This window comes from Mesorhizobium sp. Root552, from assembly GCF_001427285.1.
In the GTDB taxonomy this organism is placed as follows: domain Bacteria; phylum Pseudomonadota; class Alphaproteobacteria; order Rhizobiales; family Rhizobiaceae; genus Mesorhizobium.
In genome coordinates this window covers 20,116-43,665 of the sequence record NZ_LMFV01000062.1, presented here as the reverse complement: position 1 = coordinate 43,665, position 23,550 = coordinate 20,116, and the positions used below count along the sequence as shown (strand labels likewise).

At 62.5% G+C, this 23,550-nt stretch carries 29 protein-coding genes; all 29 read left to right on the top strand.

Annotated elements, in window-relative coordinates:
- The first annotated feature begins 39 nt into the window (after positions 1 to 39).
- A complete protein-coding gene (locus ASD50_RS24040; protein ID WP_244484609.1) occupies positions 40 to 597 on the top strand; it encodes a helix-turn-helix domain-containing protein in 558 nt (185 codons plus the stop codon).
- 7 nt (positions 598 to 604) lie between these two features.
- On the top strand, positions 605 to 1,327 hold the full coding sequence (locus ASD50_RS21080) for an ImmA/IrrE family metallo-endopeptidase (protein ID WP_056245995.1): 723 nt from the start codon (positions 605 to 607) through the stop codon (positions 1,325 to 1,327).
- 115 nt (positions 1,328 to 1,442) lie between these two features.
- Complete coding sequence (locus ASD50_RS21075) at positions 1,443 to 2,627, top strand: hypothetical protein (RefSeq protein WP_056245992.1); 1,185 nt, start codon at positions 1,443 to 1,445, stop codon at positions 2,625 to 2,627.
- A complete protein-coding gene (locus tag ASD50_RS21070; RefSeq protein WP_056245989.1) occupies positions 2,611 to 3,555 on the top strand; it encodes a hypothetical protein in 945 nt (314 codons plus the stop codon). The genes ASD50_RS21075 and ASD50_RS21070 overlap by 17 nt, the downstream gene beginning before the upstream one ends.
- Positions 3,556 to 3,654: 99 nt before the next feature.
- Positions 3,655 to 3,864 (top strand): helix-turn-helix transcriptional regulator, encoded by a 210-nt coding sequence (locus ASD50_RS21065; protein ID WP_056245985.1) that lies wholly within the window; start codon positions 3,655 to 3,657, stop codon positions 3,862 to 3,864.
- Between the two features lie 9 nt (positions 3,865 to 3,873).
- A complete protein-coding gene (locus ASD50_RS21060) occupies positions 3,874 to 4,176 on the top strand; it encodes a hypothetical protein (RefSeq protein ID WP_056245982.1) in 303 nt (100 codons plus the stop codon).
- Positions 4,176 to 5,045, top strand: coding sequence for an ATP-binding protein (locus ASD50_RS21055; protein WP_056245974.1), 870 nt, complete (start codon positions 4,176 to 4,178; stop codon positions 5,043 to 5,045). The genes ASD50_RS21060 and ASD50_RS21055 overlap by 1 nt, the downstream gene beginning before the upstream one ends.
- Before the next feature lie 3 nt (positions 5,046 to 5,048).
- Positions 5,049 to 5,660 (top strand): hypothetical protein, encoded by a 612-nt coding sequence (locus ASD50_RS21050; protein WP_056245971.1) that lies wholly within the window; start codon positions 5,049 to 5,051, stop codon positions 5,658 to 5,660.
- 15 nt (positions 5,661 to 5,675) lie between these two features.
- On the top strand, positions 5,676 to 7,358 hold the full coding sequence (locus ASD50_RS21045; protein ID WP_056245968.1) for a DEAD/DEAH box helicase: 1,683 nt from the start codon (positions 5,676 to 5,678) through the stop codon (positions 7,356 to 7,358).
- Positions 7,355 to 7,573 (top strand): DUF6511 domain-containing protein, encoded by a 219-nt coding sequence (locus ASD50_RS21040; protein ID WP_200952443.1) that lies wholly within the window; start codon positions 7,355 to 7,357, stop codon positions 7,571 to 7,573. Before ASD50_RS21045 ends, ASD50_RS21040 begins: the two co-directional genes overlap by 4 nt.
- A 384-nt stretch (positions 7,574 to 7,957) precedes the next feature.
- Complete coding sequence (locus tag ASD50_RS21035) at positions 7,958 to 8,725, top strand: hypothetical protein (protein ID WP_056245965.1); 768 nt, start codon at positions 7,958 to 7,960, stop codon at positions 8,723 to 8,725.
- Positions 8,722 to 11,106: an AAA family ATPase gene (locus tag ASD50_RS21030; RefSeq protein ID WP_082549780.1), complete on the top strand. Its 2,385-nt coding sequence runs from the start codon at positions 8,722 to 8,724 to the stop codon at positions 11,104 to 11,106. The genes ASD50_RS21035 and ASD50_RS21030 overlap by 4 nt, the downstream gene beginning before the upstream one ends.
- Positions 11,103 to 11,540 (top strand): hypothetical protein, encoded by a 438-nt coding sequence (locus tag ASD50_RS23335; RefSeq protein WP_156465208.1) that lies wholly within the window; start codon positions 11,103 to 11,105, stop codon positions 11,538 to 11,540. Before ASD50_RS21030 ends, ASD50_RS23335 begins: the two co-directional genes overlap by 4 nt.
- The gene (locus ASD50_RS21025) at positions 11,522 to 12,061 is read left to right on the top strand and encodes a crossover junction endodeoxyribonuclease RuvC (protein ID WP_244484608.1); all 540 of its coding nucleotides are present in this window, start codon (positions 11,522 to 11,524) and stop codon (positions 12,059 to 12,061) included. The genes ASD50_RS23335 and ASD50_RS21025 overlap by 19 nt, the downstream gene beginning before the upstream one ends.
- Entirely contained in the window at positions 12,058 to 12,492 is a 435-nt protein-coding gene (locus ASD50_RS21020; RefSeq protein WP_056245958.1) for a DUF6362 family protein, read from the top strand. Before ASD50_RS21025 ends, ASD50_RS21020 begins: the two co-directional genes overlap by 4 nt.
- Positions 12,493 to 12,566: 74 nt before the next feature.
- Positions 12,567 to 13,010, top strand: a complete 444-nt coding sequence (locus ASD50_RS21015) for an HNH endonuclease signature motif containing protein (protein WP_244484607.1) — start codon at positions 12,567 to 12,569, stop codon at positions 13,008 to 13,010.
- A 130-nt stretch (positions 13,011 to 13,140) separates the two neighbouring features.
- On the top strand, positions 13,141 to 14,529 hold the full coding sequence (locus ASD50_RS21010; RefSeq protein ID WP_082549779.1) for a site-specific DNA-methyltransferase: 1,389 nt from the start codon (positions 13,141 to 13,143) through the stop codon (positions 14,527 to 14,529).
- Positions 14,526 to 14,756, top strand: coding sequence for a hypothetical protein (locus tag ASD50_RS21005; RefSeq protein WP_056245954.1), 231 nt, complete (start codon positions 14,526 to 14,528; stop codon positions 14,754 to 14,756). The genes ASD50_RS21010 and ASD50_RS21005 overlap by 4 nt, the downstream gene beginning before the upstream one ends.
- A 16-nt stretch (positions 14,757 to 14,772) precedes the next feature.
- The gene (locus ASD50_RS21000) at positions 14,773 to 15,243 is read left to right on the top strand and encodes a phage terminase small subunit P27 family (RefSeq protein ID WP_056245950.1); all 471 of its coding nucleotides are present in this window, start codon (positions 14,773 to 14,775) and stop codon (positions 15,241 to 15,243) included.
- Positions 15,227 to 17,014, top strand: a complete 1,788-nt coding sequence (locus ASD50_RS20995) for a terminase large subunit (RefSeq protein ID WP_056245944.1) — start codon at positions 15,227 to 15,229, stop codon at positions 17,012 to 17,014. The genes ASD50_RS21000 and ASD50_RS20995 overlap by 17 nt, the downstream gene beginning before the upstream one ends.
- A gap of 20 nt (positions 17,015 to 17,034) precedes the next feature.
- Positions 17,035 to 18,333: a phage portal protein gene (locus tag ASD50_RS20990; protein ID WP_056245941.1), complete on the top strand. Its 1,299-nt coding sequence runs from the start codon at positions 17,035 to 17,037 to the stop codon at positions 18,331 to 18,333.
- Positions 18,330 to 19,181 carry a head maturation protease, ClpP-related gene (locus tag ASD50_RS20985; RefSeq protein ID WP_056245937.1) on the top strand — a complete coding sequence of 284 codons (852 nt, stop codon included), beginning with the start codon at positions 18,330 to 18,332 and terminating at the stop codon, positions 19,179 to 19,181. Before ASD50_RS20990 ends, ASD50_RS20985 begins: the two co-directional genes overlap by 4 nt.
- Before the next feature lie 11 nt (positions 19,182 to 19,192).
- The gene (locus ASD50_RS20980) at positions 19,193 to 20,467 is read left to right on the top strand and encodes a phage major capsid protein (RefSeq protein WP_056245934.1); all 1,275 of its coding nucleotides are present in this window, start codon (positions 19,193 to 19,195) and stop codon (positions 20,465 to 20,467) included.
- Between the two features lie 68 nt (positions 20,468 to 20,535).
- Positions 20,536 to 20,922 (top strand): hypothetical protein, encoded by a 387-nt coding sequence (locus tag ASD50_RS20975; RefSeq protein ID WP_056245931.1) that lies wholly within the window; start codon positions 20,536 to 20,538, stop codon positions 20,920 to 20,922.
- A 73-nt stretch (positions 20,923 to 20,995) separates the two neighbouring features.
- The gene (locus tag ASD50_RS20970) at positions 20,996 to 21,565 is read left to right on the top strand and encodes a head-tail connector protein (RefSeq protein ID WP_056245927.1); all 570 of its coding nucleotides are present in this window, start codon (positions 20,996 to 20,998) and stop codon (positions 21,563 to 21,565) included.
- On the top strand, positions 21,565 to 21,912 hold the full coding sequence (locus ASD50_RS20965) for a phage head closure protein (protein ID WP_056245924.1): 348 nt from the start codon (positions 21,565 to 21,567) through the stop codon (positions 21,910 to 21,912). The genes ASD50_RS20970 and ASD50_RS20965 overlap by 1 nt, the downstream gene beginning before the upstream one ends.
- A 105-nt stretch (positions 21,913 to 22,017) precedes the next feature.
- Positions 22,018 to 22,779 (top strand): hypothetical protein, encoded by a 762-nt coding sequence (locus tag ASD50_RS20960; RefSeq protein ID WP_056245921.1) that lies wholly within the window; start codon positions 22,018 to 22,020, stop codon positions 22,777 to 22,779.
- A gap of 1 nt (position 22,780) precedes the next feature.
- Positions 22,781 to 23,305: a 3TM-type holin gene (locus tag ASD50_RS20955; protein ID WP_056245917.1), complete on the top strand. Its 525-nt coding sequence runs from the start codon at positions 22,781 to 22,783 to the stop codon at positions 23,303 to 23,305.
- Entirely contained in the window at positions 23,298 to 23,540 is a 243-nt protein-coding gene (locus ASD50_RS20950; protein ID WP_056245913.1) for a hypothetical protein, read from the top strand. Before ASD50_RS20955 ends, ASD50_RS20950 begins: the two co-directional genes overlap by 8 nt.
- Positions 23,541 to 23,550: the final 10 nt, after the last annotated feature.

The following is a 23,550-nucleotide window of genomic DNA, read 5'->3' as shown; positions in this document are numbered from 1 at the left end:
CGAAATTGGAAAGCACAAGCGAATTCAGATACTTGTCTAATGAGCGCGAAATCATTCGTACGACTGCGCTTCACAACACCGTCGGAAAACACGGCCGTCGGCATCAATGCTGGGCGGGTGGCAGTGCCAGAATGCGAATCAGCTCTCTGGTGTTGCCGGACTGGCCGCGACACAAAACGTGTGATTGACGGCCATCGCGTTCCGCTCTACGTCAATCCGCATAAATGCGTGATAACGAGAGGGAATGGTGACCGCCATGCGATCAAGATGACATCGGCTATTGCGACGTTCGGACAGTCGATCGCCAAAGCCAGAAAAGAGAAGGCGCTAAGCCAGAAGGATCTGGCTGGCCGTATTCTGAAGGAAGAAGATGGCAGGGCCATCTCACCGCAATATCTCAACGACATCGAGCACGACCGGCGAAGCCCCACCTCGGATCATCTGATTCGGCAATTTGCCGTTGTCCTCGACATGGACGAAAATACGCTATTCGTTCTTGCCGGAAAGATACCGGACGATGTTCGCCGCGACGTTGCTGATCCCGTCGAAGCTGGCGTGGCCTTCATGAATTTCCGAAAGACGGTAGCAAAGAGGTAATCCGGGCATGGTCAAGATGGTTCGTGATGCGTCTGGTCGCTTTGCGCAACGCCCTTATTATCTCGCTGAGGAGCTGGACCGTGAATGCGAGCAGATCGTCACGGGCTTCTTGACCATCCGCCACGGTGCGATCCGCTTTCCCATCACCACCGATGAGCTGTCTGTGCTGATCGAGATGGAGGGAGCCGACCTCGATTCGTGCGTCGACCTTTCCAATTATGGCGATGATGTCGAGGGCGTAACGGCTTTCTACGCTGAACGGGAGCCGGACGTGATGATCTCCGACCGGCTGGCAAATGATCCCCGCCGCGAGAACCGGCTTCGCACCACGCTTGCGCATGAGTTCGGCCATGTCCGTTTCCACCGGCATCTGTGGGCAGAGAAGCTGTCCACCGGCGATCTGTTCGCAGTCGAGGAAGAAAATGACAACAAGGCGATCTGCAAGCGCGACACCATCCTGAATGCGCGCCAGAACGACTGGATGGAATGGCAGGCAGGTTATGTCAGCGGCGCCATCCTGATGCCTGTTTCAGCTGTCCGAAAGCTGGTCGACGAATATTGCACGCCGCAGGGCATCCTTGGCGCAGTCGAGCTCAAGTCGGATCACGGTCAGATCCTCGTTCATTCGCTCAAGGATGAGTTCCAGGTGTCGGAAGAAGCCGCGCGGGTTCGCCTTCAGGCATTGAATCTGCTGGTGGGCATTTCGCAGCAATCCACACTGTCGCTCTGAGTTTTCCCCGTTAATCCGCTGAATGGCGTATTTTTGCGATTGACTCCGATGGCCTGCACACTACGCTCTTTAGCAGATTGGCGTGCGATGCGCCAAACGCTGAAAAGGAGCAGATATGCCTTCGATTGCTGCGTTCATTCGCAAGACCCCCGTCTCGTCCCTGCGCACCTATTTCGAGCACACCGGAGTCGATCTGCCGATCGCCGTCAACTGGAGCGCGCCGGACGCCGATGTCGTGCGACCCCTTCTTCAAGCTGTCGACGAAATGTCGGACGAAGCCCGTTCCCGCGTGAGAATCGATGCTGAGCGTGTCAACGCAATGGCCGATGAGGTTGGGCAGGTTGCCCTCTACGGCGTGATCGACGATCGCGCCGTACTTGATGATCTCGGCAACGGCCACGCACGCGCCTTGTGGATTTTTCTGAAAAAGCCGACGGAATTTCGTCGGGCAGAAGAGGCGCGCTACACCGATGAGAAGCGCCGCGGACGATATTGGGATGGCTTCGTCAGCATGCCAGGACGTGACCTACGCCAAGATGCGGCATCGCTCGAGGCTTTCACGGCGGCACTGCGGATACGCTTTGCATCGAACAATGTGCATGTCGATATTTTTGAACGGACGCGTTCGATCTCTGATGGCACCGATTTCGAGATCATTCAGATCGCGATCTACCGCGAGGGCCTGCCTGACGACCGGTTCGCCTTCAACAATGCCGGCGTGCTGGAGCGCCGCCCGTATCGCCCGGTCTTTGAGGCGGCACTGACCTATGAACCCGCAACCGGCGTGATCGAGGTTGTGGCAAACGTCGGCGAGAGTCGCGCTGAACTGGCCCACTTCCTGACCCGCGACCTGCTCGGCATTGAGTTTCGAGGCCAGAAGGTTCCACTTCGCAAATATGATCTCGACGTCTTGCTCACACCCCACGAATTCGCAACCGATCCTGAAGACGGGATCGAGTCCGTGGATGTGAAGCTGCTCCGCCTGGTTCCGTTCGAGAACAATGGGGAGCGCTTGACGCTCGAATGCCTGCGGAACGCTGATCGCACCATCTGGAGCATGGCGACCGAACGGTTCGGTCCTCATGACCCTCTTGTTGGCGGATGGCGGGCGACGCAGGCGAAGCTCACCATCAAACTACGCCCCAAGGGCGAAGCAAGGCGTGGAAAGACAATCCCCCTGACGATTACAATGTCGGGCTGCAATCTGAGAGAGCAGACCGAGGCAGAGCAACTGATCGGCGAAAAATATCTGCGGCGCTGGGGCATTCTCTCCGAGGTGGAAAGTGGCGACACCGATTGATCGCCAGGCCGTCGAGTTGATCCTGTCGGTCCTGGAAAGCCCGAGCGCAAGGATCTCCGGGACGTTGCTTTCGGACTACCATCCGAAACAGGAGGCGGCGCTGCTTGCCGCCAATCTTCTCAAACCGTGCGGCCACCTTCCGGTGGCCGTTTCGCTGGCTGATCATGACGACGAGCCGGTTTCGCTGACTTGGTCCGCCGAGCACGAAGGCTATGGATATTTCAGCCCGGCTGAGGGCTGGATTACCGTTCCCAATGAGCGCTTGGCCGTTTTCGGCGTCAACTATTCGGTATTTCTGGCTCAGATGATGGTCCAGTTCGATCTCGCATCCCGTAGCGGTGCGACGGCGCTGATCCCAAACATGCTGTGGGAAGTGGGCGATGCCCGCATCGGCCGCCGCAAGACACGCACATCGATCTGGTTCGCCCGCCGCCTATACGACCCAGCCGTTTGGCGGCAGATTGCCGACGCTGCCGCGCGACGGCCTATCATGCAGATTCGGGTCATCCTGACCAGCACACCTTCCGCCCGTCTGTCGGACCAGCCAATCCCCGGTCACCTTGTTGTCTCCGTCAGGGACGTGATCGATTTTGGCGCGGGCCTCGCCATCAGGCCCGATATTCTCACGGCACGTCTGGACGGCACATCTCCTATTGACGTGCAGGAGAGGCTTCATCTGACACCGGACGGACGGAAACTGACCATCAACGGAACCGTCACGATTGAATTCAGGTCAGACACCCACATCACGATAATTCGTAAGCTTGTCGCCGGCTTCAAGAGCCGAAGACGATACAGGGCTAGTGAATTGCTCAATGATGCAGCGCCCAGCGTGAAGACGCTGCGCCAGGCATTTGGCGCTCAAAAATGGGCGGAGCTCGCGCCCTATCTGAAATCCGAGGGCGGGCTCTGGGGTTTCGACCTCTGACGAATTTCTCTCTGTTTTTCTCTCTCTGACCGGGTCGGTTTTCTCTCTGCCCGTCCACCAATCTCCTCGGGTCTTCGAACGAAACCCAAGGAGAAACGGATGTCTACCAGGCACCTCTCCCAGATCGAGCTCGCTGCTCGCTGGAACATTTCACATCGCACATTGGAACGCTGGCGCTGGACGGGTGAAGGCCCGCAATTCGTCAAGCTCGGTGGTCGCGTCGTCTATCGCCTTGAAGATGTAGAGGCGTTTGAGGCGGAACAGATCCGCCAGAGCACGCCCGGCCGCCGCCATCAGGCTTCGGCGTAGGGGGCGGTGATGACGATTTCCAACCGCATCACCAAGATCGCCGCCTTGCGCGAGCACCACTACGGTCTCGACAAGCTCCCTGCCGTCGTCCGTGTCCCGGCGCTCGCTGGTCGCGACGAGACGCTGAAGCCGATCGAGACCAGCACCGTCGACGATCTCGCCTTCGCCCTGCTGGGCCTCATTGAACGGTCATCCGCCCTTTATCGCGAGATCGAGGCGGTGCGCATCATCCATGACGAAGCACGCAAGGCCGGCGCCCTAGGCACCGACATTGCCATCGACGTGGTGATAGCCACGAAGGAGGGCAAATAATGGCCCTCCCCGTCATCACCATCGACGAGCGGATGGCAGCGCCGCGCAGCATCAAGGGCTGCATCTTCGGCAAGTCCGGCATCGGCAAGACCTCGCTGTTGTGGACGCTCAACCCGGCCACCACGCTGTTCATGGACCTGGAAGCTGGCGATCTCGCCATCGAGGGTTGGGCCGGCGACACCATCCGGCCCAAGACCTGGGACCAGTGCCGCGACTTCGCCGTCTTCATCGGCGGCCCCAACCCGGCGTTGCGCGACGACCAGCCCTACAGCCAGGCGCACTACGACGCCGTCGTCGAGCAGCTCGGCGATCCGGGTCAGCTCGATCGCTATCAGACGGTGTTCATCGACTCGATCACGGTCGCAGGGCGCCTGTGCTTCCAGTGGGCCAAGGGCCAGCCGGAAGCGTTCTCCGACAAGACCGGCAAGCCCGACATTCGCGGCGCCTACGGTCTGCATGGCCGCGAGATGATCGCCTGGCTGACCCACCTGCAGCACACGCGTTCGAAGAACATCTGGTTCGTCGGCATCCTCGACGAGAAGCTCGACGACTTCAATCGCAAGATCTTCGTGCCGCAGATCGAGGGCGCCAAGACCGGCCTCGAACTGCCCGGCATCGTCGATGAAGTCATCAGCATGGTCGAGCTGAAGGACGATGAGGGTGAGCCCTACCGCGCTTTCGTCTGCCAGACGCTCAACCCCTTCGGCTTTCCCGCCAAGGACCGCTCCGGCCGGCTCGACATGATCGAACAGCCGGATCTCGGCCGGCTGATGGACAAGATCCGCAACGCCGCGCGCCAGGCTTTCGCCGCGCCGGCGACAGCCGCCTCCACCCAATCCTCCTCCGCAGCTCAAGAACAAGGAGCCTGACCCATGTCGGCATGGAACGATTTCAACGACGCACAGACCAACACCAACCTGATCCCGAAGGGCACTCTGGCCAAGGTGCGTCTGACCATCCGCCCGGGCGGTTTCGATGACCCCTCGCAGGGCTGGACCGGCGGCTATGCCACGCGCGGCTCGACCGGTTCTGTCTATCTCAATGGCGAATTCACCGTCTTGGAAGGTCCGTATGCCCGCCGCAAGATCTTCACGCTGATCGGCCTTTACAGCCCCAAGGGTCCCGATTGGGCCAATATGGGTCGGGCTTTTGTCCGGGGCATGCTCAACTCCGCCCGCGGCCTTTCCGACAAGGACATGAGCGAGGCGGCACAGGTCGCGCGCCGCATCTCGGGCTTTGCCGATCTCGATGGCCTGGAGTTCGTCGCTCGCATCGACATTGGCACGGATGCCAATGGTGACGACAAAAACGAAGTCCGTGCTGCCGTGACGCCCGACCACAAGGACTATGCCGCAATCATGGGCATGGTCCGGGCTGCGCCGCAGACCAGCGCGGCACAGGCTGGCTCGCCGCAGGGCAATGCCTATGCCGAGGCCAGGCAGCAGAGCACGGCGCCCTCGGCGCGCCCGTCATGGGCACAATAGAGAGAGGGCCCGGCCATGTTGCTTCGTCCTCGCCAGATACTCTTTGTCGAGCGTAGCCTGTCTGCGCTCGACACCCACGCCAATACGCTCGGCGTTGCGCCGACCGGCGCCGGCAAGACCATCATGTTGTCGGCCGTCGCCGGGAAGATGATCGGCGGTACTGATGCAAAGGCAGCCGTTCTCGCCCATCGCGACGAACTGACCGTTCAGAACCGGCAGAAGTTCGCCCGCGTCAATCCTGCCATTACCACCTCGGTGGTCGATGCCAGTCACAAATCCTGGAATGGCCGGGTCACCTTCGCCATGGTGCAGACCTTGTCGCGCAGCACCAACCTTTCCGCCATGCCCACGCTCGATCTGCTGGTCATCGATGAGGCGCATCACGCCACGGCCGACAGCTACCGCCGTATCATTGATGAGGCGTTCAAGCGCAATCCCGCCTGCCGCATCTTCGGTGTCACCGCAACACCCAACCGTGGTGATCGCAAGGGTCTTCACGAGGTCTTCTCCAACGTTGCCGACCAGATCCGCATTGGCGAATTGATCCGTTCGGGGCATCTGGTGCCGCCCCGTACCTTCGTCATCGACGTCGGCGTCAAGGACGAACTGGCCAGGGTGCGCAAGACCGCCAGCGATTTCGACATGGGCGAGGTCGAGCGCATCATGAACTGCGCCCCGGTCACCGATGCAGTCGTCCAGCACTGGAAGGACAAGGCCGCCGATCGGCAGACCGTGGTGTTCTGCTCGACGGTCGACCATGCCCGTAGCGTTGCCGACGCCTTCAAGGCCGCCGGCATTGCCGCAGGTCTCGTCCATGGCGAGATGGGGGATAGCGAGCGCAAATCGGTGCTTGCCGCCTATGCCGCCGGCGAATTGCGGATCGTCGTCAATGTCGCGGTGCTGACCGAAGGTTGGGATCATCCGCCGACGTCCTGCGTGGTGTTGCTGCGGCCGAGCTCCTTCAAATCGACAATGATCCAGATGGTCGGGCGGGGCTTGCGCACAGTCTCGCCCGAGGAGCATCCGGGCGTTATCAAGACCGACTGCATCGTGCTCGATTTCGGCACGTCCAGCCTGATGTACGGCTCGCTCGAGCAGGAGGTCGATCTCGTCGGGCACGAAGCGTCCGGCGATGTACCGACCAAATGCTGCCCGCAATGCGATGGGGACATCCCGCTCGGCTGTCAGGAATGTCCGCTCTGCGGTTTCGTCTTCGAAAACATCGACGATGACATTGGCGACATTCCGCTCACCGATTTTGTGATGTCGGAGATCGATCTCCTCAAGCGCTCCAGCTTCCGCTGGTGCGATCTGTTCGGTGACGACGCCGCATTGATGGCCAACGGTTTCTCCGCGTGGGCCGGTGTCTTTTTCCTCAGTGGCCGCTGGTACGCGGTCGGCGCGGCGAAAGGGATCGAGCCGCGCCTGCTCTCGATCGGTGAGCGCATGGTGTGTCTGGCCGCCGCTGACGACTGGCTGAACGAGCACGAATCCGATGAGAGCGCCCACAAGACACGGCGCTGGTTGTCGCAACCGCCCACCGACCGGCAGCTGGCGTACCTTCCGGCCGACTACCGGCATGATTTCGGGCTGACCCGCTATCAGGCTTCGGCGCTGCTCTCCTTCCAGTTCAACCGCGCCGCCATCCGCAGCCTCGTCTTCGGTGCGGACGGACAGGACCTGGCGAGGGCGGCATGATGATCGACCCGACCGAAGCCGAACAGGCAGCGATCCGCAGTGCCATGAAGCCGGTCGCCGAGATCATGGAGGAGATCGGCTGGCAGACCCGGCTTGCCGATCTTTCCGAACAGCAGGTGCTGACCCTGATCGAGGTGACCGCCACCGGTTTCCAGGACGCGCTTCGGGAACACGCCGCCGCCAATCCCACCCTCGTTCCGGAGGTGCCGTTCTGATGAAACTCTGCACAAAATGTGGCGTCGAAAAGGACCTCGGCGAATTTGGTCGTCGGAAGCTGAGCGCGGACGGTCGACAGAGCTGGTGTCGAGATTGCCGGCGTGAGTACCAACGAATCTATGCTCAGAACTGCAGGGATCCGAAGCGACATCGCGAAGCACAACGCCGATACCGCACGCGGCATGCCGAAAAGCACCGTGCCCACTGCATTGTCAGGAAAGCGATTCTGAGCTGCCGGATCATCGTGCCCGTCTGGTGCCAGCGCTGCGGCTGTGTGACCGAACTCGAAGCTCACCACCACGACTATTCGCAGCCACTCGCTGTCGAATGGCTGTGCTCGATCTGCCACGGGCGCGCGCACCGTCGCTACGAGGGAGGCGATCATGCTGGACTATAATCGCCGCCCGGGCTTCGCCGACCACATCAACACAGCCATCGATGCAGCACTTGTCGCCGAGAACGAGGCCACGCCGCCGCGCGATTACCTTGGCGGCTCTCGTCTCGGTGTTGCCTGCGAGCGCGCCCTGCAGTTCGAGTTTACGGCGACGCCCAAGGACGACGGCGCCGGCTTTACCGGCCAGACGCTGCGCATCTTCGCCATCGGTCACCAGCTCGAGGATCTGGCTATCCAGTGGCTGCGCGCCGCCGGCTTCGATCTCTATACGCGCAAGGGCAACCGACCCGACGGCGAACAGTTCGGCTTTTCTGTCGCAGGCGGACGCATCCGCGGTCATGTCGACGGCATCATTGCTGCCGGGCCACAAGGTTTTGGCTTCGCCGTTCCCGCGCTGTGGGAATGCAAGACCATGAACGCAAAGAACTGGCGCGCCTGCGTCAAGGAGGGCGTGGCGAAGTCAAAGCCCGTCTATGCCGCCCAGATCGCGGTCTATCAGGCCTACATGGAACCGCAGGTTCCCGGCATCGCGACAAATCCGGCGCTGTTCACCGCCATCAACAAAGACACCGCCGAGCTCCACCACGAGTTGGTGCCGTTCGATGCTGGGCGCGCTCAGACCGCCAGCGATCGTGCCGTGCGGATACTGCAGGCAACCGATGCTGGCGAGCTGCTGCCGCGCATCGCCACCACCCGGGATTTCTTCGAATGCCGCTTTTGCCCATGGGCTGAACGCTGCTGGAGGTTGCCGGCATGAGCGACGAGCGCGACGACACCCTGATCGAGGGTCCCCATCAACCGCAGATCCACCTGCAGGATAGCGAGGTGGAAGTACCTGCCACCGGCGAGATCGTTCATTTCAACCCGTGGCGCGACTTCAATGATGCGCCTGGCCAGGTCGACGTGTTCGGCGACGAGCCCGATCCCGACCAGATCGCCCGGTTCATGGAGGTGGTGTTCGGCTATTGCGAAGGCCTGATCCCGGTGCGCAGCTTCATCGACAAGGGTCAGGGCTTCGACGGGCGCCCGCACAATATCTGGATCGAGGCCGACAGCACGGTTGCCGACAAGATGGCGACCTTCGCAGCATGGGCCGGCCGCGAAGGAGCTGCCGTCTATGTCATCCCCGGCACGGTCGCCACCAAGGGTCAGGCCAAGGCCGTCGACATCTTGCAGATGCAGACGGTGGTCGTCGACATCGACACCGGTGACATTGCCGCCAAGCGCGCCCATCTCGAGCGCCATCTTGGGCCGCCGACCATGGTGGTGGAAAGCGGCGGGGCGACGCCCGAGGGCCAGCGTAAGGCCCATGTCTGGTGGAAGCTGAACGAGCCCGCCCAGGGCGATGACATCGCCCGCGTCTGCCGTCTGCGCGGCGACATCGCCGCCAAGATGGGTGGCGATACGCATTTCCGCTCGGCGCATCAGCCGATCCGGGTGGCAGGCTCGGTCTATTACAAGAATAGCCTCAAGACGCAGGTGCGCATTGTCGAGCTGAACACCGGCCTCGAGCACGATCTCGAGGAATTCATCGAGGCCGTCACCGACATGCCGCCCGCGCCGGGCATTTCGCTCCAGCCCGACTTCTCGACGCCCGACAAGCCCGCTGTCGCCGATGTGCTGGTGACGCCGGTGCGCGAGGGCGCCCAGGATGACTGGTCACGCTTCGAGGGTGCTTCGGCGGCGATCGGCCATTACATCCGCATGGTGCATGATGGCCGGCTGTCGAAGGACGAAGGCTGGCAGGCGATCTGCGAATACAACGCTGCCATGCTGCGCCCCCAGTGGCCGGTCGAGCGGTTGAAGCGCGAATCCGAGCGGCTCTGGGCCATCCATGTCGAGAAATACGGGCCTCCGCTCATTCGCCTCGACAGTGCAGCACCCGCGCCAAACGAGCTGCCCGCCTTCACGCTGGGCGCCTTGCTCGACGATACCAGCCCCATGCCTGCCGACATCATCGCGCCGCGCGTGCTGACGCCAGGTGGGCTCATGGTGCTCGGCGGCGCGCCAAAAGTCGGCAAGAGCGACCTGTTGATCAGTCTTCTGGTCCATATGGCGGCAGGCATGCCTTTCCTTGGCTTCACCCCGCCACGGCCGCTGCGGATCTTCTACCTTCAGGCCGAGATCCAATATCATTATCTGCGCGAGCGCATGCAGCACATAAGCCTGCCGCCGGAAATTCTCGCCGCCGCCCGCGACAATCTTGTCGCTACTCCGAAGCTGCAGATGCTGCTCGATGACGAGGGCAGCGTGCGTGTCGCCGCAGCAATCCGGCGCGCCTTTCCGGTCGATCCGGTCGACATCATCTGCATCGATCCGATCCGCAACCTCTTCGACGGTGGGCCGGATGGCGGCGGCGAGAACGACAATGACGCGATGATGTTCTTCCTCAAAGAGCGCGTCGAGGTCCTGCGCGATCACATCGATGCCGATTGCGGCGTGGTCCTCGTCCACCATACCAAAAAGCTTTCCAAGCAACAGGTGAAGGACGATCCGTTTCTCGCGCTCTCAGGTGCCAGCGCCCTGCGTGGATTTTACACCACCGGCCTCATCCTGCACCGCCCCGACGAAGAGTCATCCCAACGGCGACTGGAAATCGAATTGCGCAATGGCCCGGCGTTGCCGGCAAAACTCGTCGACAAGGTCAACGGCCGATGGGTCGAACTCAACCCGATGAACGAGCGGCTGGCGCGTGCCGAAGTCGGCGCCAGGCATGACGCCGAGCGTGTGCGCAAAGGCGATGTGATCCTCGGCCTGCTCTACGAGGAGGCACGACGCGGCAAGCTCTACACATTGGCGCAGTTCTCAGAGGCCTTCGAGAATACCGGGGGCCTCGGCGGACGGACCATTGTCCACGATCGGCTCAGCGTTCTCGCGACCAAAGGCAACGTGAAATTCATTCGCGGACCCGCCGCCACGCGGATCGGCTTGGCCGCGGAGCGGAGCAAGTACGGCTATCTCTGCGTCGAGGGCATGCTGTTCGGCACAGGTGGCGAGACCGTCGATCCCGACACGGGCGAGGTCGCGCCGGAGCTCATCCCGGTTCTGCCCAGCCACTACAAATGCCCGCAGACCGGTGCCGTCCTTCCCGTCGAGAACTCCTCTGTCTGGGTCTATCACGAGGAGGACGAGGCATGATGAGACACGCCAATCCGTATTCCGGATTCTGGGTCAAAAGCTCCGGATTCTGGCCAGAATCCGTGGAATCTGCTCCCCACGCAGAATCTGAAATCTGGCTTTTCCTGTTTGTTTTCAGTGGTTTGGAAGGTGCTTTCCAGAATCCGGAAAGTTCTTTCCGGATTCTGCGCCGGATTCTGGAAATTCTGTTTCAGATCAAAGCCTTGGAGCAGATTTCAGAATTCGGAAAACTCCCCCCTAAAGGGGTAGGTGACCTCCCCGCTAAGCGCGGGAGTGTCACCACCTACCCCTGGGCAAATTTCTCGGGCTCAAGTCTGGCCCCGAGAATTGATCCGACGACGGCGACCCCGTACCGCCAAGCACCAGACCGCCGTCATCTTCCGCCACGACAAGCCACCGGCAAAGGAGACCCATCATGGCTCAGCCGACACTGATCCAGAAATCCGACGCCGCAAGGATTGAATCGCTGCCGCTCGACACGCTCCGCAACCGCTGCGTCCTCGCGCTCGACCTTGGCACGACCACCGGCTGGGCATTGCGCAATGCGGACGGGCTGATCACCAGCGGAACGCTGTCGCTGCGTCCCGGCCGCTTCGACGGTGGTGGCATGCGCTATCTGCGCTTTGCCAACTGGCTGGGCGAGATCGACCGGCTGTCAGGGCCGATGGCCACCATCTATTTCGAGGAGGTCCGTCGGCATCTCGGCACTGATGCCGCTCACCTTTACGGCGGTTTCCTCGCCACGCTCACATCCTGGTGCGAACGGAAGGGTGTCGCTTATCAGGGTGTGCCGGTCGGCACCATCAAACGCCACGCCACCGGCAAGGGCAACGCCGGCAAGGAGGCCGTACTTGCCGCTGTTCGCGCCCGCGGTTTCAGCCCCGCCGACGACAACGAGGCCGACGCCATCGCGCTGTTGCTGTGGGCGACGGAAACGGCGGGAGGTGTGCGATGAGCTGCTGGACGCCGAGCATGGTCGAGGGGCGGCTCGCAGAAGCCGCCGCAGTTCTCAACCGTCTGCCGGCGCCGCGCCGGCAGGGATATTTCAACACCTGGCCGGATTACTTCTACGAGTTCGCCGACCTCGTCGGTCAGGAGCCCCAGCCGATGCGATTGACGCCGTCACCCACAGCCATCAGCCAGATGGAGGAAACGCTGACCTGGACCTTCGGCCTTGACCCGATTGACGGCAGGATCGTCTGGATGAAAGCCCATGGTTGGCGCTGGAAGGCGATCTGCGGCCGGGTCGGGCTTCAGCGGTCCGCAGCCAACGAACACTGGCTTTATGCGCTGTGCCTCATTGCCCTGAAGCTCAACCGGCGGCGGTTCAATCGCAACCTGTCGAGGCGCAAGGTGATCGAACTGGCTTGTGCGTCGCAAGCGTGAGAACCGGATAGAACTCTGTTCGACGGACAGTTTTCGAACGGACAAAACCGGCTTGTTTGGGGTAGATTCTGGATATGCTCGGGAGAGCAGCGCGCCCGCGACGGAGACGATCCATCGCGGGCGTTGTCGTTGCCAGCACCATCGTCATCAGCATCATCGTCGAGATCAGCACCATGCCTGTCCGCCCGCCGATCCATCGCCCGGTTGGCCGGCGCGAAAAGCGGGAGCGTGACCAGGACTATGCCCGCCAGCGCAATCCGGTGGCCCGTGCGCTCTATCGCTCAAAGCGCTGGCGAACAGAACGCGCATCCTTCCTGCACGATCATCCGCTGTGCGTGGAATGCGAGCGCCATGATCTGATCCGACCGGCCAGCGTCGTCGACCACGTCGATCCGCACGATGGCAACGAAACGGTGTTCTGGGATCGCAGCCGCTGGCAGGCGCTGTGCGCATCGTGCCACGGCAGGAAGACCGCAGCGAAGGATGGCGGCTTCGGCAATGTGCGGCGCGGCTCGTAGGCCCCCCGGGGAGGTCAAATCTCTGGAGAGTTCGACCCCAGGACCGCGCGCCACCAAACACGCAGCCGTGGCCAAAATGGCGATGGGGGGTGCGACGATAAAATGAACGTTCGAATTGAAGGGATATTGTGTGCCCGCAACTGATCTTGGCGCTGCTGACCTTGGCGTTGCCGCCCGCCAACTCGCCGTCGAATACCGCCGTCTCGATGAGCTGGTGCCCTATGCGCGCAATGCCCGCACGCATTCGGATGCGCAGGTGGCCGAGATCGCCGGGTCGATCCGCGCCTTCGGCTTCACCAACCCGGTGCTGATTGCCGAGGATGGCACGCTGATTGCCGGTCATGGCCGCGTGCTGGCGGCGCGCAAGCTCGGTATGGAGACGGTGCCGACGATCGTGCTGACGGGACTGTCGGAGACGCAGCGCCGGGCGCTTGTGCTCGCCGACAACCGCATCGCCATGAATGCCGGCTGGGACGAGGAACTGCTGGCGCTCGAACTGTCCGACCTGCAGGAGGCCGGCTTCGATCTCGGTCTCACCGGCTTCGGCGACGACGAGTTGCAGAACCTGCTTTACGGCAGCCATGACGAACAGGATGGCCTGACCGAGGACGACGCCATTCCGGAAGTTCCGGCAACGCCGGTGACACGGCGCGGCGATCTGTGGCTGCTGGACGGACACCGGCTGCTGTGCGGCGATTCCACCGATGGTGTCGATGTCACCCGGCTGATGAACGGCGAGCGCGCCGCGCTGTTTGCCACCGATCCGCCGTACCTGGTCGACTACGACGGCACCAACCATCCGACGAAGAAGAACGCCTCGGCGCGGGCGAAAAAGATCGCCAACAAGGACTGGGGCGACGATTACATCGAGCAGCCGCACTGGGATGATTCCAGTCAAGGCCCGCAGTTTTACGAGGCGTTCTGCAAGACGGCGATCGACCATGCCATTGCCGAGGATGTCGCCTGGTATTGCTGGCATGCGTCGCGCCGCCAGCGCATGCTGGAAACGGTCTGGGATCAGTTCGACGTGCTGCATCACCAGCAGATCATCTGGGCCAAATCCCGCCCGGTGCTGACGCGCTCGGTGATGCTGTGGGCGCACGAGCCCTGCCTGTTCGGATGGCGTCGCGGCAAGAAGCCCCGCATCAACCGCGAGGGGTTCGAGAGCTGGCCGACCACGGTGTGGAACATTCCGTCCTCGGAAATCGAGACGCGCGAGCATCCGACCTCAAAACCGGTGCGGGTGTTCACGCTGCCGATGCAGTTGCACACCCATCCCGGCGATATCTGTTACGAGCCGTTTTCCGGCTCCGGCTCGCAGCTGATTGCGGGCGAAAAGACCTACCGAAAGGTCTATGGGCTGGAGCTGTCGGAAGCCTTTTGCGACGTGGTCATCCGACGCTGGCAGGCGTTTACCGGCAAGCAGGCCACGCTCGAGGGCGACGGCCGCAGCTTTGACGCGATCGCCGCCGAGCGCGTGCCCGACACCGGAGATACGGCCAAGGATGCAGCGGCATGAAGCAGTCGCGCACCATGTCGCTGGTGGAATCGCTCACCAATGTCGCCATCGGCTATGGCATCGCCGTCATCACCCAGATCCTGGTGTTCCCACTGTTCGGGTTATCGACCACGCTGGCCGAGAACATGGCGATGGGCGCGATTTTCACCGTGGTGTCGATCGCACGCAGTTACTGTCTGCGCAGGTTGTTCGAGGCGGTACGCCTTCGCGGTGACGGCACTGGATAATGCATGGAGTTTTGACATGGCCGGCCGCAAGCCGCTGCCAACGCATCTGAAGTTGGTGAAGGGCACGGCCCGTCCGCACCGTTTGAACAAGGCCGAGCCGAAACCGGTGGTGGCAGTTCCTGCGCCGCCCGATCATCTTGATGAGGACGCCCGGAAAAAGTTCTCCGAGATGGCCGAGCTGCTGGCCCGCCATGGCGTGATGACCGAGCTCGATACGCATGCGCTGGCCCGGTACGTGGTGATCTGGCGACGCTGGCTGGAAGCCGAGCAGGAAGTCAAACGCCGCGGCCATGTGGTGAAGACGGCGAACGACAACATCATCCAGAACCCGTTCCTGGCGGTTGCCAACAAGTGCCTGGCGCAGATGGCACAGATCGAAAGCGAGTTCGGGCTCACACCCTCCAGCCGCTCGCGCATCCGCATGGCAGAGCCTGCCGAGACCACCGACCCCTTCGAGGACTTTTTGACCCGTGGCCGAAAAGCGTAAATCCGGCTCGGTCAGGAAAGCGTCATCCTGCCCGGTCACAGCTTATGCACGCGGTGTCGTCAGCGGCAGGATCGTCGCCGGTCGCCTGGTGAAGCTGGCCTGCGAACGCCATCTCGCCGATCTCAAATCCGGCGGACAACGCGGCCTGGTATGGGATGGCGCTGCGGCGCGGCATGCCATCGACTTCTTCGGCCACTTGCGTCATTCGACCGGTGAATGGGCCGGCGAGCCCTTCGTGCTGCAGGACTGGCAGCAATTCGTCGTTGGCTCGCTTTATGGCTGGAAGCGGAAGACCCGTTCGGGCCAACATGGATTGCGCCGTTTCCGCACGGCCTATGTCGAGGTGGCGAGGAAGAACGGCAAGTCGGTGCTGTTGGCTGGCACTGCTCTCTATGCACTGATCGCCGATGGCGAGCCTGGCGCCCATGTCTATTCGGCGGCAACGACCCGCGATCAGGCAAGGATCGTCTTTGGCGAGGCCGAGCGCATGGTGGCGGCAAGCTCGGCCCTGCAGGCGCGGATCACCCGCACGGTGAACAATCTGGCGGTGCTGCCGACCTCGTCCTGGTTCCGGCCACTGTCGGCCGACGCCACCAAGATGGACGGGCTCAACATTCACTTCGCCGCCGTCGACGAGGTCCATGAACATCCCGGTCCCGAGATTATCCAGAAGCTGAACACCGCCACCGGTGCGCGGCGCCAGCCGCTGATCTTCGAGATCACGACGGCCGGCTATGATCGCCATTCGGTCTGCCGCCAGCATCACGAGTTCTCGGTGAAGGCGCTGGAGGGAACACTGCCAACGGAGTCGTCAGACAGCTGGTTTGCCTATATCGCCACCATCGATGAGGGCGACGACTGGACCGACGAAAAGGTCTGGGTGAAGGCCAATCCGAGCCTTGGCGTGACGGTAAAGCTGGATGACCTGAAGCGGCAGATCGACGAGGCTAGGGAAATGCCGGCGCAGCAGAATGCGATCCGCCGGCTGCGCCTCAACGAATGGACCGAGCAGGTCACCCGCTGGCTCGACATGAGCGTGTGGGAGGAAGGCGGACTGCCAGCTGCCACCGACTGGCGCATCGTCAAACACGAACTGGAGGAACTGGAAGGCAAGCTGCTGGGGCGTGAATGCTATGGCGGGCTCGATCTTGCCCGCGTCAACGATCTGTCGGCCTTCGTGCTGGTCTTCCCGCCGACACTGGATGAAGCGCTTGGAAAGCTTGCCGACAAATGGATCGTCACCTGCCGGTTCTGGATTCCCGAGGACGATATAGTCCGCCGTGTGCGGCGCGACCGCGTGCCCTATGACGTCTGGAGTGATCAGGGATTCCTGACCGCGACACCCGGCAATGCCACCGACTTTGCCTTCATCGAGGCCGAGATACTGGAGCTGGCCTCACGCCATGATCTGCGGGAGCTGTCCTATGATCGCACCTTTGCCGGCGAGATCGTCCAGCATCTGCAGGATGAAGGCTTGAACCTGGTGCAGTTCGGACAAGGGTTTTTGTCCATGGCGGCGCCCACGGCGGAGCTGGAGCGGCTTTCGGTGTCACGCTCGCTCTGGCATGGCGGCCATCCCGTGCTGCGATGGAACGCCTCCAATGTTGCCGTGCGCCATGATCCGGCCGGCAACATCAAGCCGGACAAGGAACGCTCCAGAGAGCGCATCGACGGCATTGTCGCCATCTGCAACGCTCTCGGGCGGGCGCTGGCCCGCGACGTCAATGCCGGCCGCTCGGTCTATGAGACCCGCGGCATCCTGATGCTGTAAAGTGCTGACGAAAGAACCCAATGGCATTCTGGTCGAACTGGTTCGGCGGCGCAAAACCGCCGGCCGCATCTCCGCGTGCGTCGTTCCATGATGCCGGCGGTGGCCTGGTCATTGCGACCAGCCAGCAGCTGGAAGAGGCGCTGCGGTCCGGAGCGGTGACGGCATCGGGAACCACGGTGACGCCGAACAGCGCCATGCGGGTGGCGGCTGTCTATGCCTGCGTGCGCATCATCTCGGGCGCTGTGGCGACGCTGCCCTTGCACATCAAGCGCCGGGTGGATGAGCGCACCCGGCAGGATGCGTCCGACACGCCGATCTGGAAGGTGCTGCGACGACGGCCGAACCGCTGGCAGACGCCATCGCAGTTTCGGCGCATGCTGCAGGCGCATCTGCTTTTGCGCGGCAATGCCTATGCCATGATCGTGCGCTCGCGCGGGAATATGCAGGAACTGATCCCGCTGCATCCCGATCGGGTCGAGGTGAAGCAGACCGACGATCTTGCGCTGGAATATTTTTATACGCGCCAGGACGGGCGGCGCATCCAGCTTGCTCAGACGGAAGTGTTCCATCTGGTTGGGCTGACGCTCGACGGTGTCCATGGCGTGTCGGCCATCGGCTACGCTCGTGAAACCATCGGCCTGTCGCTGGCCATGGAGGATCATGGCGCCGCCACCTTCCGCAATGGCGCCCGCGTCAGCGGGGTGCTGAAGCATCCGAACAAGCTCGGCCCGGAAGCCGTCGCCCATCTCAAGGCCGGGCTCGAGGAGTTCCGCTCCGGCGGCGAGCAGGAGGGAAAGAACCTGATCCTCGAAGAGGGCATGGACTATGCCCGCATCGCCATGACGGCCGAGGATGCGCAGTGGCTGGAGGCCAGAAAGTTCAGCCGCACCGACATCGCCATGTTCTTCGGGGTGCCGCCGCACATGATCGGCGACACGGAAAAGAGCACGTCCTGGGGCACCGGCATCGAGCAGCAGTCGATCGGCTTCGTCGCCTATACACTCGAAGACCATCTGACCATGTGGGAAGAGGCGATCAACCGCGACCTGATCGGGCCAGAGGGAACGCGCGACGACAATCTCTATGCCCGCTTCAACCGGGCGGCGCTCGTCAAGGGCGACATCAAGGCCCGTTGGGAAGCTTACGTCAAAGGCTTGCAATGGGGCGTCTACAGCCCCAACGAAATCCGCGCGCTCGAAGACCAGAACCCGCGCGACGGCGGCGATGTCTTTTATCCGCCGCCCAACACGGCGGGAACGCCGGCGGACGGCAATGGCGACAATGATCGACCGCCCATGGAAAAGGACACTGACACATGAGCCTTCGCAAACTGCCCGAGGCGCAGGTCTTTGCGCGTCCGCGCAATTACCAGTGGGACGCACCCTCCGACGTGCTGACGAAATGGGCCGAGCATCCGCTTGCCGCGGTGCCCGGTGCTGATGCCGACACCACCATTTCCATCCTCGACGTCATCGGCGAGGATTTTTGGACCGGAAGCGGCGTCACGGCCAACCGCATCTCGGCCGCACTGCGCTCGATCGGGAACAAGGACATCATCGTGCGCATCAACTCGCCGGGCGGCGACATGTTCGAGGGAATCGCGATCTACAATCTGCTGTGCGCCCATCCGGCGAAGGTCACGGTCGAGGTGCTGGGCTGGGCGGCTTCCGCTGCCTCGATCATTGCCATGGCCGGTGACGACATCCGCATGGGGCTCGGCTCCTTCATGATGGTGCACAATGCCTGGGGCATGGTGATCGGCAACCGCCATGACATGCGCGAGGCCGCCACCCTGTTCGACCAGTTCGATGCGGCGCTCGCCGACATCTATGAGGCCCGCACCGGCATGAAGCGCGCCGATATCGAGCAGCTGATGGACGCGGAGACGTTCATGGCGGCGGCACAGACTGTCGAATACGGCTTTGCCGATGTCGTCGACGATGCCCAAATCCATGCAGAGACCAATGCGTCCGCGCAGGTCCGCCCCGAAATCCATGCCAAGCGCCGCATCGATGCGGCGTTGGCGCAACAGGGCATCTCGCGCACGGAGCGGCGCAAGATGTTCAACCAGATTGCCGGCATGCACGACGCTGCCGAAACCGCCATGCACGACGCTGGCTCCCATGCAGCCGCCATCCAGCGGCTGATCGACACCATCAGATCATAGGAGATCCCGTCATGGGTATCGAACTCACCCCGCCTGCGCGCGGGATCGTTGCCGTTCGCGCTGATTCCGGCAGCGCTACAAAGATCCTCGCCGAGTTGCAGAAGACTTTTGAGGACTTCAAACTCGAGCGCGACAAGGAGCTGGCCGACATCAGGGCCGGCATGGCCGATGTCGTCCAGACCGAAAAGGTCGATCGCATCAATGCCGAGATCACCACCCTACAAAAGGCGCTCGACGAGACCAATGCCATGCTGGCGGCGGTCAAGGTCGGCGGTGTTGGCAGGACGATCGATCCGGACAAGGCCGAACATGCGCAAGCCTTCGACCGCTTCTTCCGGCGCGGTGTCGATGCCGGCCTGCGTGATCTGGAGGTCAGGGCCAAGCTGACCACGCAGTCCGATCCCGATGGCGGCTATCTCGTCCCGGAAGAAACCGAAGCCGGCATCGACCGCGTGCTCGGCACGGTGTCGACGATCCGCTCGCTAGCCCGCACCATCTCCATCTCGACCAGCACCTATAAGAAGCTGGTCAATATGGGTGGCGCGACTTCCGGTTGGGTCGGTGAGGAAGATAGCCGATCTGGCACGAATACGCCGACGCTGCGCGAGATCGCCATCAATACCGGTGAGATTTACGCCATGCCGGGCGCGACACAAACCTCGCTCGACGATGCCCGCATCGATCTGGCGGCCTGGCTGGCCGATGAAGTGTCGATCGAGTTCGCCGAGCAGGAAGGTGCTGCCTTTGCCAATGGCGATGGCATTAACAAGCCACGCGGCATTCTCGCCTACGACAAGGTGGCGAACGCCTCCCATGCTTGGGGCAAGATCGGCTTCGTCGCCTCCGGCAAGGCAGACGGCTTCCTGGCTGCGACCGCTTCGGTCAGCCCGGCCGATTGCCTGATCGACCTCTACTATGCGCTCAAGTCCGGCTACCGGAACGGGGCTGCGTGGTTGATGTCGGATGCGACCATGAACACCGTGCGCAAGTTCAAGGACGCGGACGGGGCTTACATCTGGGCGCCGCCGTCGGGAGCAGCGGAAGTCGCCACCATCCTCGGCAAGCCGGTTCACACCGACGACAACATGCCGGCGGTCGAGGGCGACAAGTTCCCGGTCGCCTTCGGTGACTTCAGCCGCTCCTACCTGATCGTCGACCGCATCGGCATCCGGGTGCTGCGTGATCCGTTCACCTCCAAGCCGAACGTGCTGTTCTACACCACCAAGCGTGTCGGCGGCGGCATCGTCAACTTTGAAGCCCTCAAGCTCCTGAAGATCAGCACCTGATCCATCAAGACGGGTGGCTTCGGCAGCCCGTCTCTTCACCATTCCCATTCATCGAAAGGACTTCTGTCATGAAAGACGGTATCTCCGGCCTCGGCCTCGTTGCATCGCTGGTTCCTGCTGTGGTCACGGCCACCACCAAGGGCAGCCATGCCGATCTGCAAGGCTTCAACTCCGCGACCCTGATCATCAATACCGGCGCGATTGCCGGTGACGGCCTCTTCGTTATTGCCATCCAGGAGAGCAACACGACCAACGATGGCGATTTTACCGATGTGGCGGCCGGCGATCTGCTTGGATCTCTGCCGGCAGAGCTTGCGGCCAACACGGTCTACAAGCAGGGCTACAAGGGCACGAAGCGCTATATCCGCGCCGTCATCACCAAGACCTCCGGCACGTCCATTGCCGCCGGTGCGGTCTTTGCGCTCGGCCATCCCCACGACGCGCCGGTGTCCTGACATCATTGAAGCGATCGGCCCATCACTCGCCTGAACGGCTGGTCGTTTCTCTTTCTTATACGGACCTCAAAACGTGCTCGCACCCGTTCGCACCGTCGCCCCGGCCAACATGCCGGTGTCGCTCAGCGAGGCTAAAGCCCATCTGCGTGTCGAACACGACGACCAGGACGATCTGATCACCGCCCAGATCAAGGCGGCGACCGCATGGCTTGACGGCTATGCCGGTCTTCTCGGTCGGGCGCTGATCACACAGACCTGGCAGCAGGAGTTTGGCCGCTTTGCCGATCGCCTGCCTCTGCCGGTCTCGCCGGTGATCGCCATCGTCAGCGTCAGCTATTTCGACGCCGGCAATGTGCAGCAGGTGCTGGATCCCGGCCTCTACGATCTGTTTGCCGACGCGCGCGGTGCCCATGTCGCCCTGCGGCCGGGGCAATCCTGGCCGGCCAGCTTCCGTCGCACTGACGCCGTCTCCGTCACCTTCACCGCCGGCTATGGCGCGGCGGCCGACGTGCCTGAGCCCATCCGGCAGGCCATCCTGCTGATCGTCCAGCGCCTGTTCGATGGCGCTGACACCGAAATCGACAGCGCCATCGAGCGCACCGTTCACGCGCTGATCGCGCCCTACCGAAAAAGTCCGCTCTGATGGCCAGGATCACCGCCAACGATCTGCGTGACCATGTCAGCCTGGAAAAGCGCGAGGAAATCGATGACGGCTATGGTGGTGTTGTCGGTCAATGGGTCCCCCAGTTCGAGCGCAACGCCTGCATCCTGCTCTCCAAGGGTGGCGAGACCGTCATTGCCGCGCGCCTGCAAAGCGTCCAGCCAGCCCTGATCATCGTGCGTTACGATGCCGAGACCGCAACCATCAATGCCGCATGGCGGCTGATCGAGACACGCTCCGGCACAATCTACAACATTCGCACATCCGCCGACATGGAGCGGCGCAGTCGCTTCATCACCATGCTGTGCGAATCCGGCGTGGCGACCTGATCGCCAGCACTGCCCGTCGACATCTCCTCCGTCTGCGCGGTTGAAGCGCTGGCCGTGAATGGTGACGTCGCCCAGCCCGGAACATCTCATACAGGGAGAAAGACCATGGACCGTTCGCGTTTCTACGCGGCGCTGCGGCGTCGTGATTCCGGCGTCTTTGGCACATCGCTCACGCAAGCGCAGGTGGATCGGCTGGAAGCAATCCTGGCGCGGCTCGACGCAAAGCGCATCGAACTGGCGCAGGCCGCCTACATTCTCGCCACTGCCTATCATGAAAGCGACCGCTTCCGCACCATGGAGGAATACGCGTCGGGCGCTGCCTATGAAGGGCGGGCGACGTTGGGCAACACGCAGCCGGGCGATGGGGTTCGGTTCAAGGGACGTGGCTTCGTCCAGATCACCGGCCGGCGCAACTATACCGATTGGGCGAAGCGGCTGAGCGTCGATCTCGTCGGCAATCCGGCACTGGCCGCCCGGATCGATCATGCGACCACGATCCTGATCGACGGCATGATGCTCGGCACCTTCACCGGCAGGAAACTACCAGACTACGTTTCCGGCACGAAGAAGGACTTCGTGAACGCGCGACGGGTCGTGAATGGCATCGACCGCGCGGCGCTGATCGCCAACCATGCGCGCGCGTTCGAGAAGGCACTGGCGGGCGCAGGCTATGATGCCGCCGCGTCGCGGTCGCCGGCCAACCAGAAACCCGTACCTGTTCCAGTGACGCCGCCGACACCGACGCCCGCGCCTGCACCCATCGACATCGCACCCGGCGCCGGAAGGCGCGACCTGCCCGCCGCCGCGATCCTTGCCATCATCGTCCTGATGCTGGTCGCGGTCGCTGCATCCATGTTCGGAGGCTGACATGAGCACGCTTGCATCCATCCTGCTCACGGCGGCCGGCGATCTTGCCGTCCCCGTCATCAGGAAGATTCTTGGCGACAGGCTCGGCGCTGCCGGCGGCGAGATCGCCGGCAAGGTGATCGACATCATCGCCGAAAAGGCTGGGGTGTCGCCTGACAGATTGCCCAACCTACCGATAGATGAACTGCAGGACGCCATCGTCGCCGCCGAGCCGGAAGCCGCCGACATTCTCATTCAGCATGTCGAAAGCCAGCGCCTGATGAACGAGACGCTGAGGGCCGAACTCGACAAGGGCGGCCCGCTCTGGACCTGGGGCTGGCGGCCCGGATGGATGTGGCTGCTCGCCTTCGTCTGGCTCTACGCCCTGATCCTGCGCCCGCTCGCCAATGCAGCGTTCGGCGCTGCAATCGAAGCCGTCGATCTCACCATCCTCATGACCCTGACCGGCGTGTTCACTGGCCTCTACATGGGTGGCCACACCGCCAAGAGCATCATGTCCGGATTGCGGAGGCATCCCGATGACTGACCAGGCACCGAAACGCTTCGAGGACCTGCCCGAGGAAACGAAAGCCTTCCTGCTTGCCCTGCGCCCCGACGAGGTCAAGACGCTCGATGACGGCATTCGCCTGGTCCGCTCGATCAGCACCGTGTCCGCATTCGTCAAATGGATCATCGTCGGCATTCTCGGCATCGCCGTCGGCATCGCCATGTTCGGCGAGAGCATCGCAAAGATCGTCAAATGGTTCCGACCAACAGGGTGATCGGGGTCGA

Excerpts from the sequence above, each read along its gene's own strand:
- ASD50_RS21065 (WP_056245985.1), top strand. The coding sequence starts at position 3,655 with ATGTCTACCAGGCACCTCTCCCAGATCGAGCTCGCTGCTCGCTGGAAC.
- ASD50_RS21060 (WP_056245982.1), top strand. The coding sequence starts at position 3,874 with ATGACGATTTCCAACCGCATCACCAAGATCGCCGCCTTGCGCGAGCAC.
- ASD50_RS21055 (WP_056245974.1), top strand. The coding sequence starts at position 4,176 with ATGGCCCTCCCCGTCATCACCATCGACGAGCGGATGGCAGCGCCGCGC.
- ASD50_RS21000 (WP_056245950.1), top strand. The coding sequence starts at position 14,773 with ATGGCCGGCCGCAAGCCGCTGCCAACGCATCTGAAGTTGGTGAAGGGC.
- ASD50_RS20960 (WP_056245921.1), top strand. The coding sequence starts at position 22,018 with ATGGACCGTTCGCGTTTCTACGCGGCGCTGCGGCGTCGTGATTCCGGC.
- ASD50_RS21080 (WP_056245995.1), top strand. The coding sequence starts at position 605 with ATGGTCAAGATGGTTCGTGATGCGTCTGGTCGCTTTGCGCAACGCCCT.
- ASD50_RS21005 (WP_056245954.1), top strand. The coding sequence starts at position 14,526 with ATGAAGCAGTCGCGCACCATGTCGCTGGTGGAATCGCTCACCAATGTC.
- ASD50_RS21040 (WP_200952443.1), top strand. The coding sequence starts at position 7,355 with ATGATGATCGACCCGACCGAAGCCGAACAGGCAGCGATCCGCAGTGCC.
- ASD50_RS20955 (WP_056245917.1), top strand. The coding sequence starts at position 22,781 with ATGAGCACGCTTGCATCCATCCTGCTCACGGCGGCCGGCGATCTTGCC.
- ASD50_RS21025 (WP_244484608.1), top strand. The coding sequence starts at position 11,522 with ATGGCTCAGCCGACACTGATCCAGAAATCCGACGCCGCAAGGATTGAA.
- ASD50_RS24040 (WP_244484609.1), top strand. The coding sequence starts at position 40 with ATGAGCGCGAAATCATTCGTACGACTGCGCTTCACAACACCGTCGGAA.
- ASD50_RS20990 (WP_056245941.1), top strand. The coding sequence starts at position 17,035 with ATGGCATTCTGGTCGAACTGGTTCGGCGGCGCAAAACCGCCGGCCGCA.
- ASD50_RS20950 (WP_056245913.1), top strand. The coding sequence starts at position 23,298 with ATGACTGACCAGGCACCGAAACGCTTCGAGGACCTGCCCGAGGAAACG.
- ASD50_RS21075 (WP_056245992.1), top strand. The coding sequence starts at position 1,443 with ATGCCTTCGATTGCTGCGTTCATTCGCAAGACCCCCGTCTCGTCCCTG.
- ASD50_RS20975 (WP_056245931.1), top strand. The coding sequence starts at position 20,536 with ATGAAAGACGGTATCTCCGGCCTCGGCCTCGTTGCATCGCTGGTTCCT.
- ASD50_RS21045 (WP_056245968.1), top strand. The coding sequence starts at position 5,676 with ATGTTGCTTCGTCCTCGCCAGATACTCTTTGTCGAGCGTAGCCTGTCT.
- ASD50_RS21030 (WP_082549780.1), top strand. The coding sequence starts at position 8,722 with ATGAGCGACGAGCGCGACGACACCCTGATCGAGGGTCCCCATCAACCG.
- ASD50_RS21035 (WP_056245965.1), top strand. The coding sequence starts at position 7,958 with ATGCTGGACTATAATCGCCGCCCGGGCTTCGCCGACCACATCAACACA.
- ASD50_RS21050 (WP_056245971.1), top strand. The coding sequence starts at position 5,049 with ATGTCGGCATGGAACGATTTCAACGACGCACAGACCAACACCAACCTG.
- ASD50_RS20985 (WP_056245937.1), top strand. The coding sequence starts at position 18,330 with ATGAGCCTTCGCAAACTGCCCGAGGCGCAGGTCTTTGCGCGTCCGCGC.
- ASD50_RS21020 (WP_056245958.1), top strand. The coding sequence starts at position 12,058 with ATGAGCTGCTGGACGCCGAGCATGGTCGAGGGGCGGCTCGCAGAAGCC.
- ASD50_RS21015 (WP_244484607.1), top strand. The coding sequence starts at position 12,567 with ATGCTCGGGAGAGCAGCGCGCCCGCGACGGAGACGATCCATCGCGGGC.
- ASD50_RS20965 (WP_056245924.1), top strand. The coding sequence starts at position 21,565 with ATGGCCAGGATCACCGCCAACGATCTGCGTGACCATGTCAGCCTGGAA.
- ASD50_RS20980 (WP_056245934.1), top strand. The coding sequence starts at position 19,193 with ATGGGTATCGAACTCACCCCGCCTGCGCGCGGGATCGTTGCCGTTCGC.
- ASD50_RS23335 (WP_156465208.1), top strand. The coding sequence starts at position 11,103 with ATGATGAGACACGCCAATCCGTATTCCGGATTCTGGGTCAAAAGCTCC.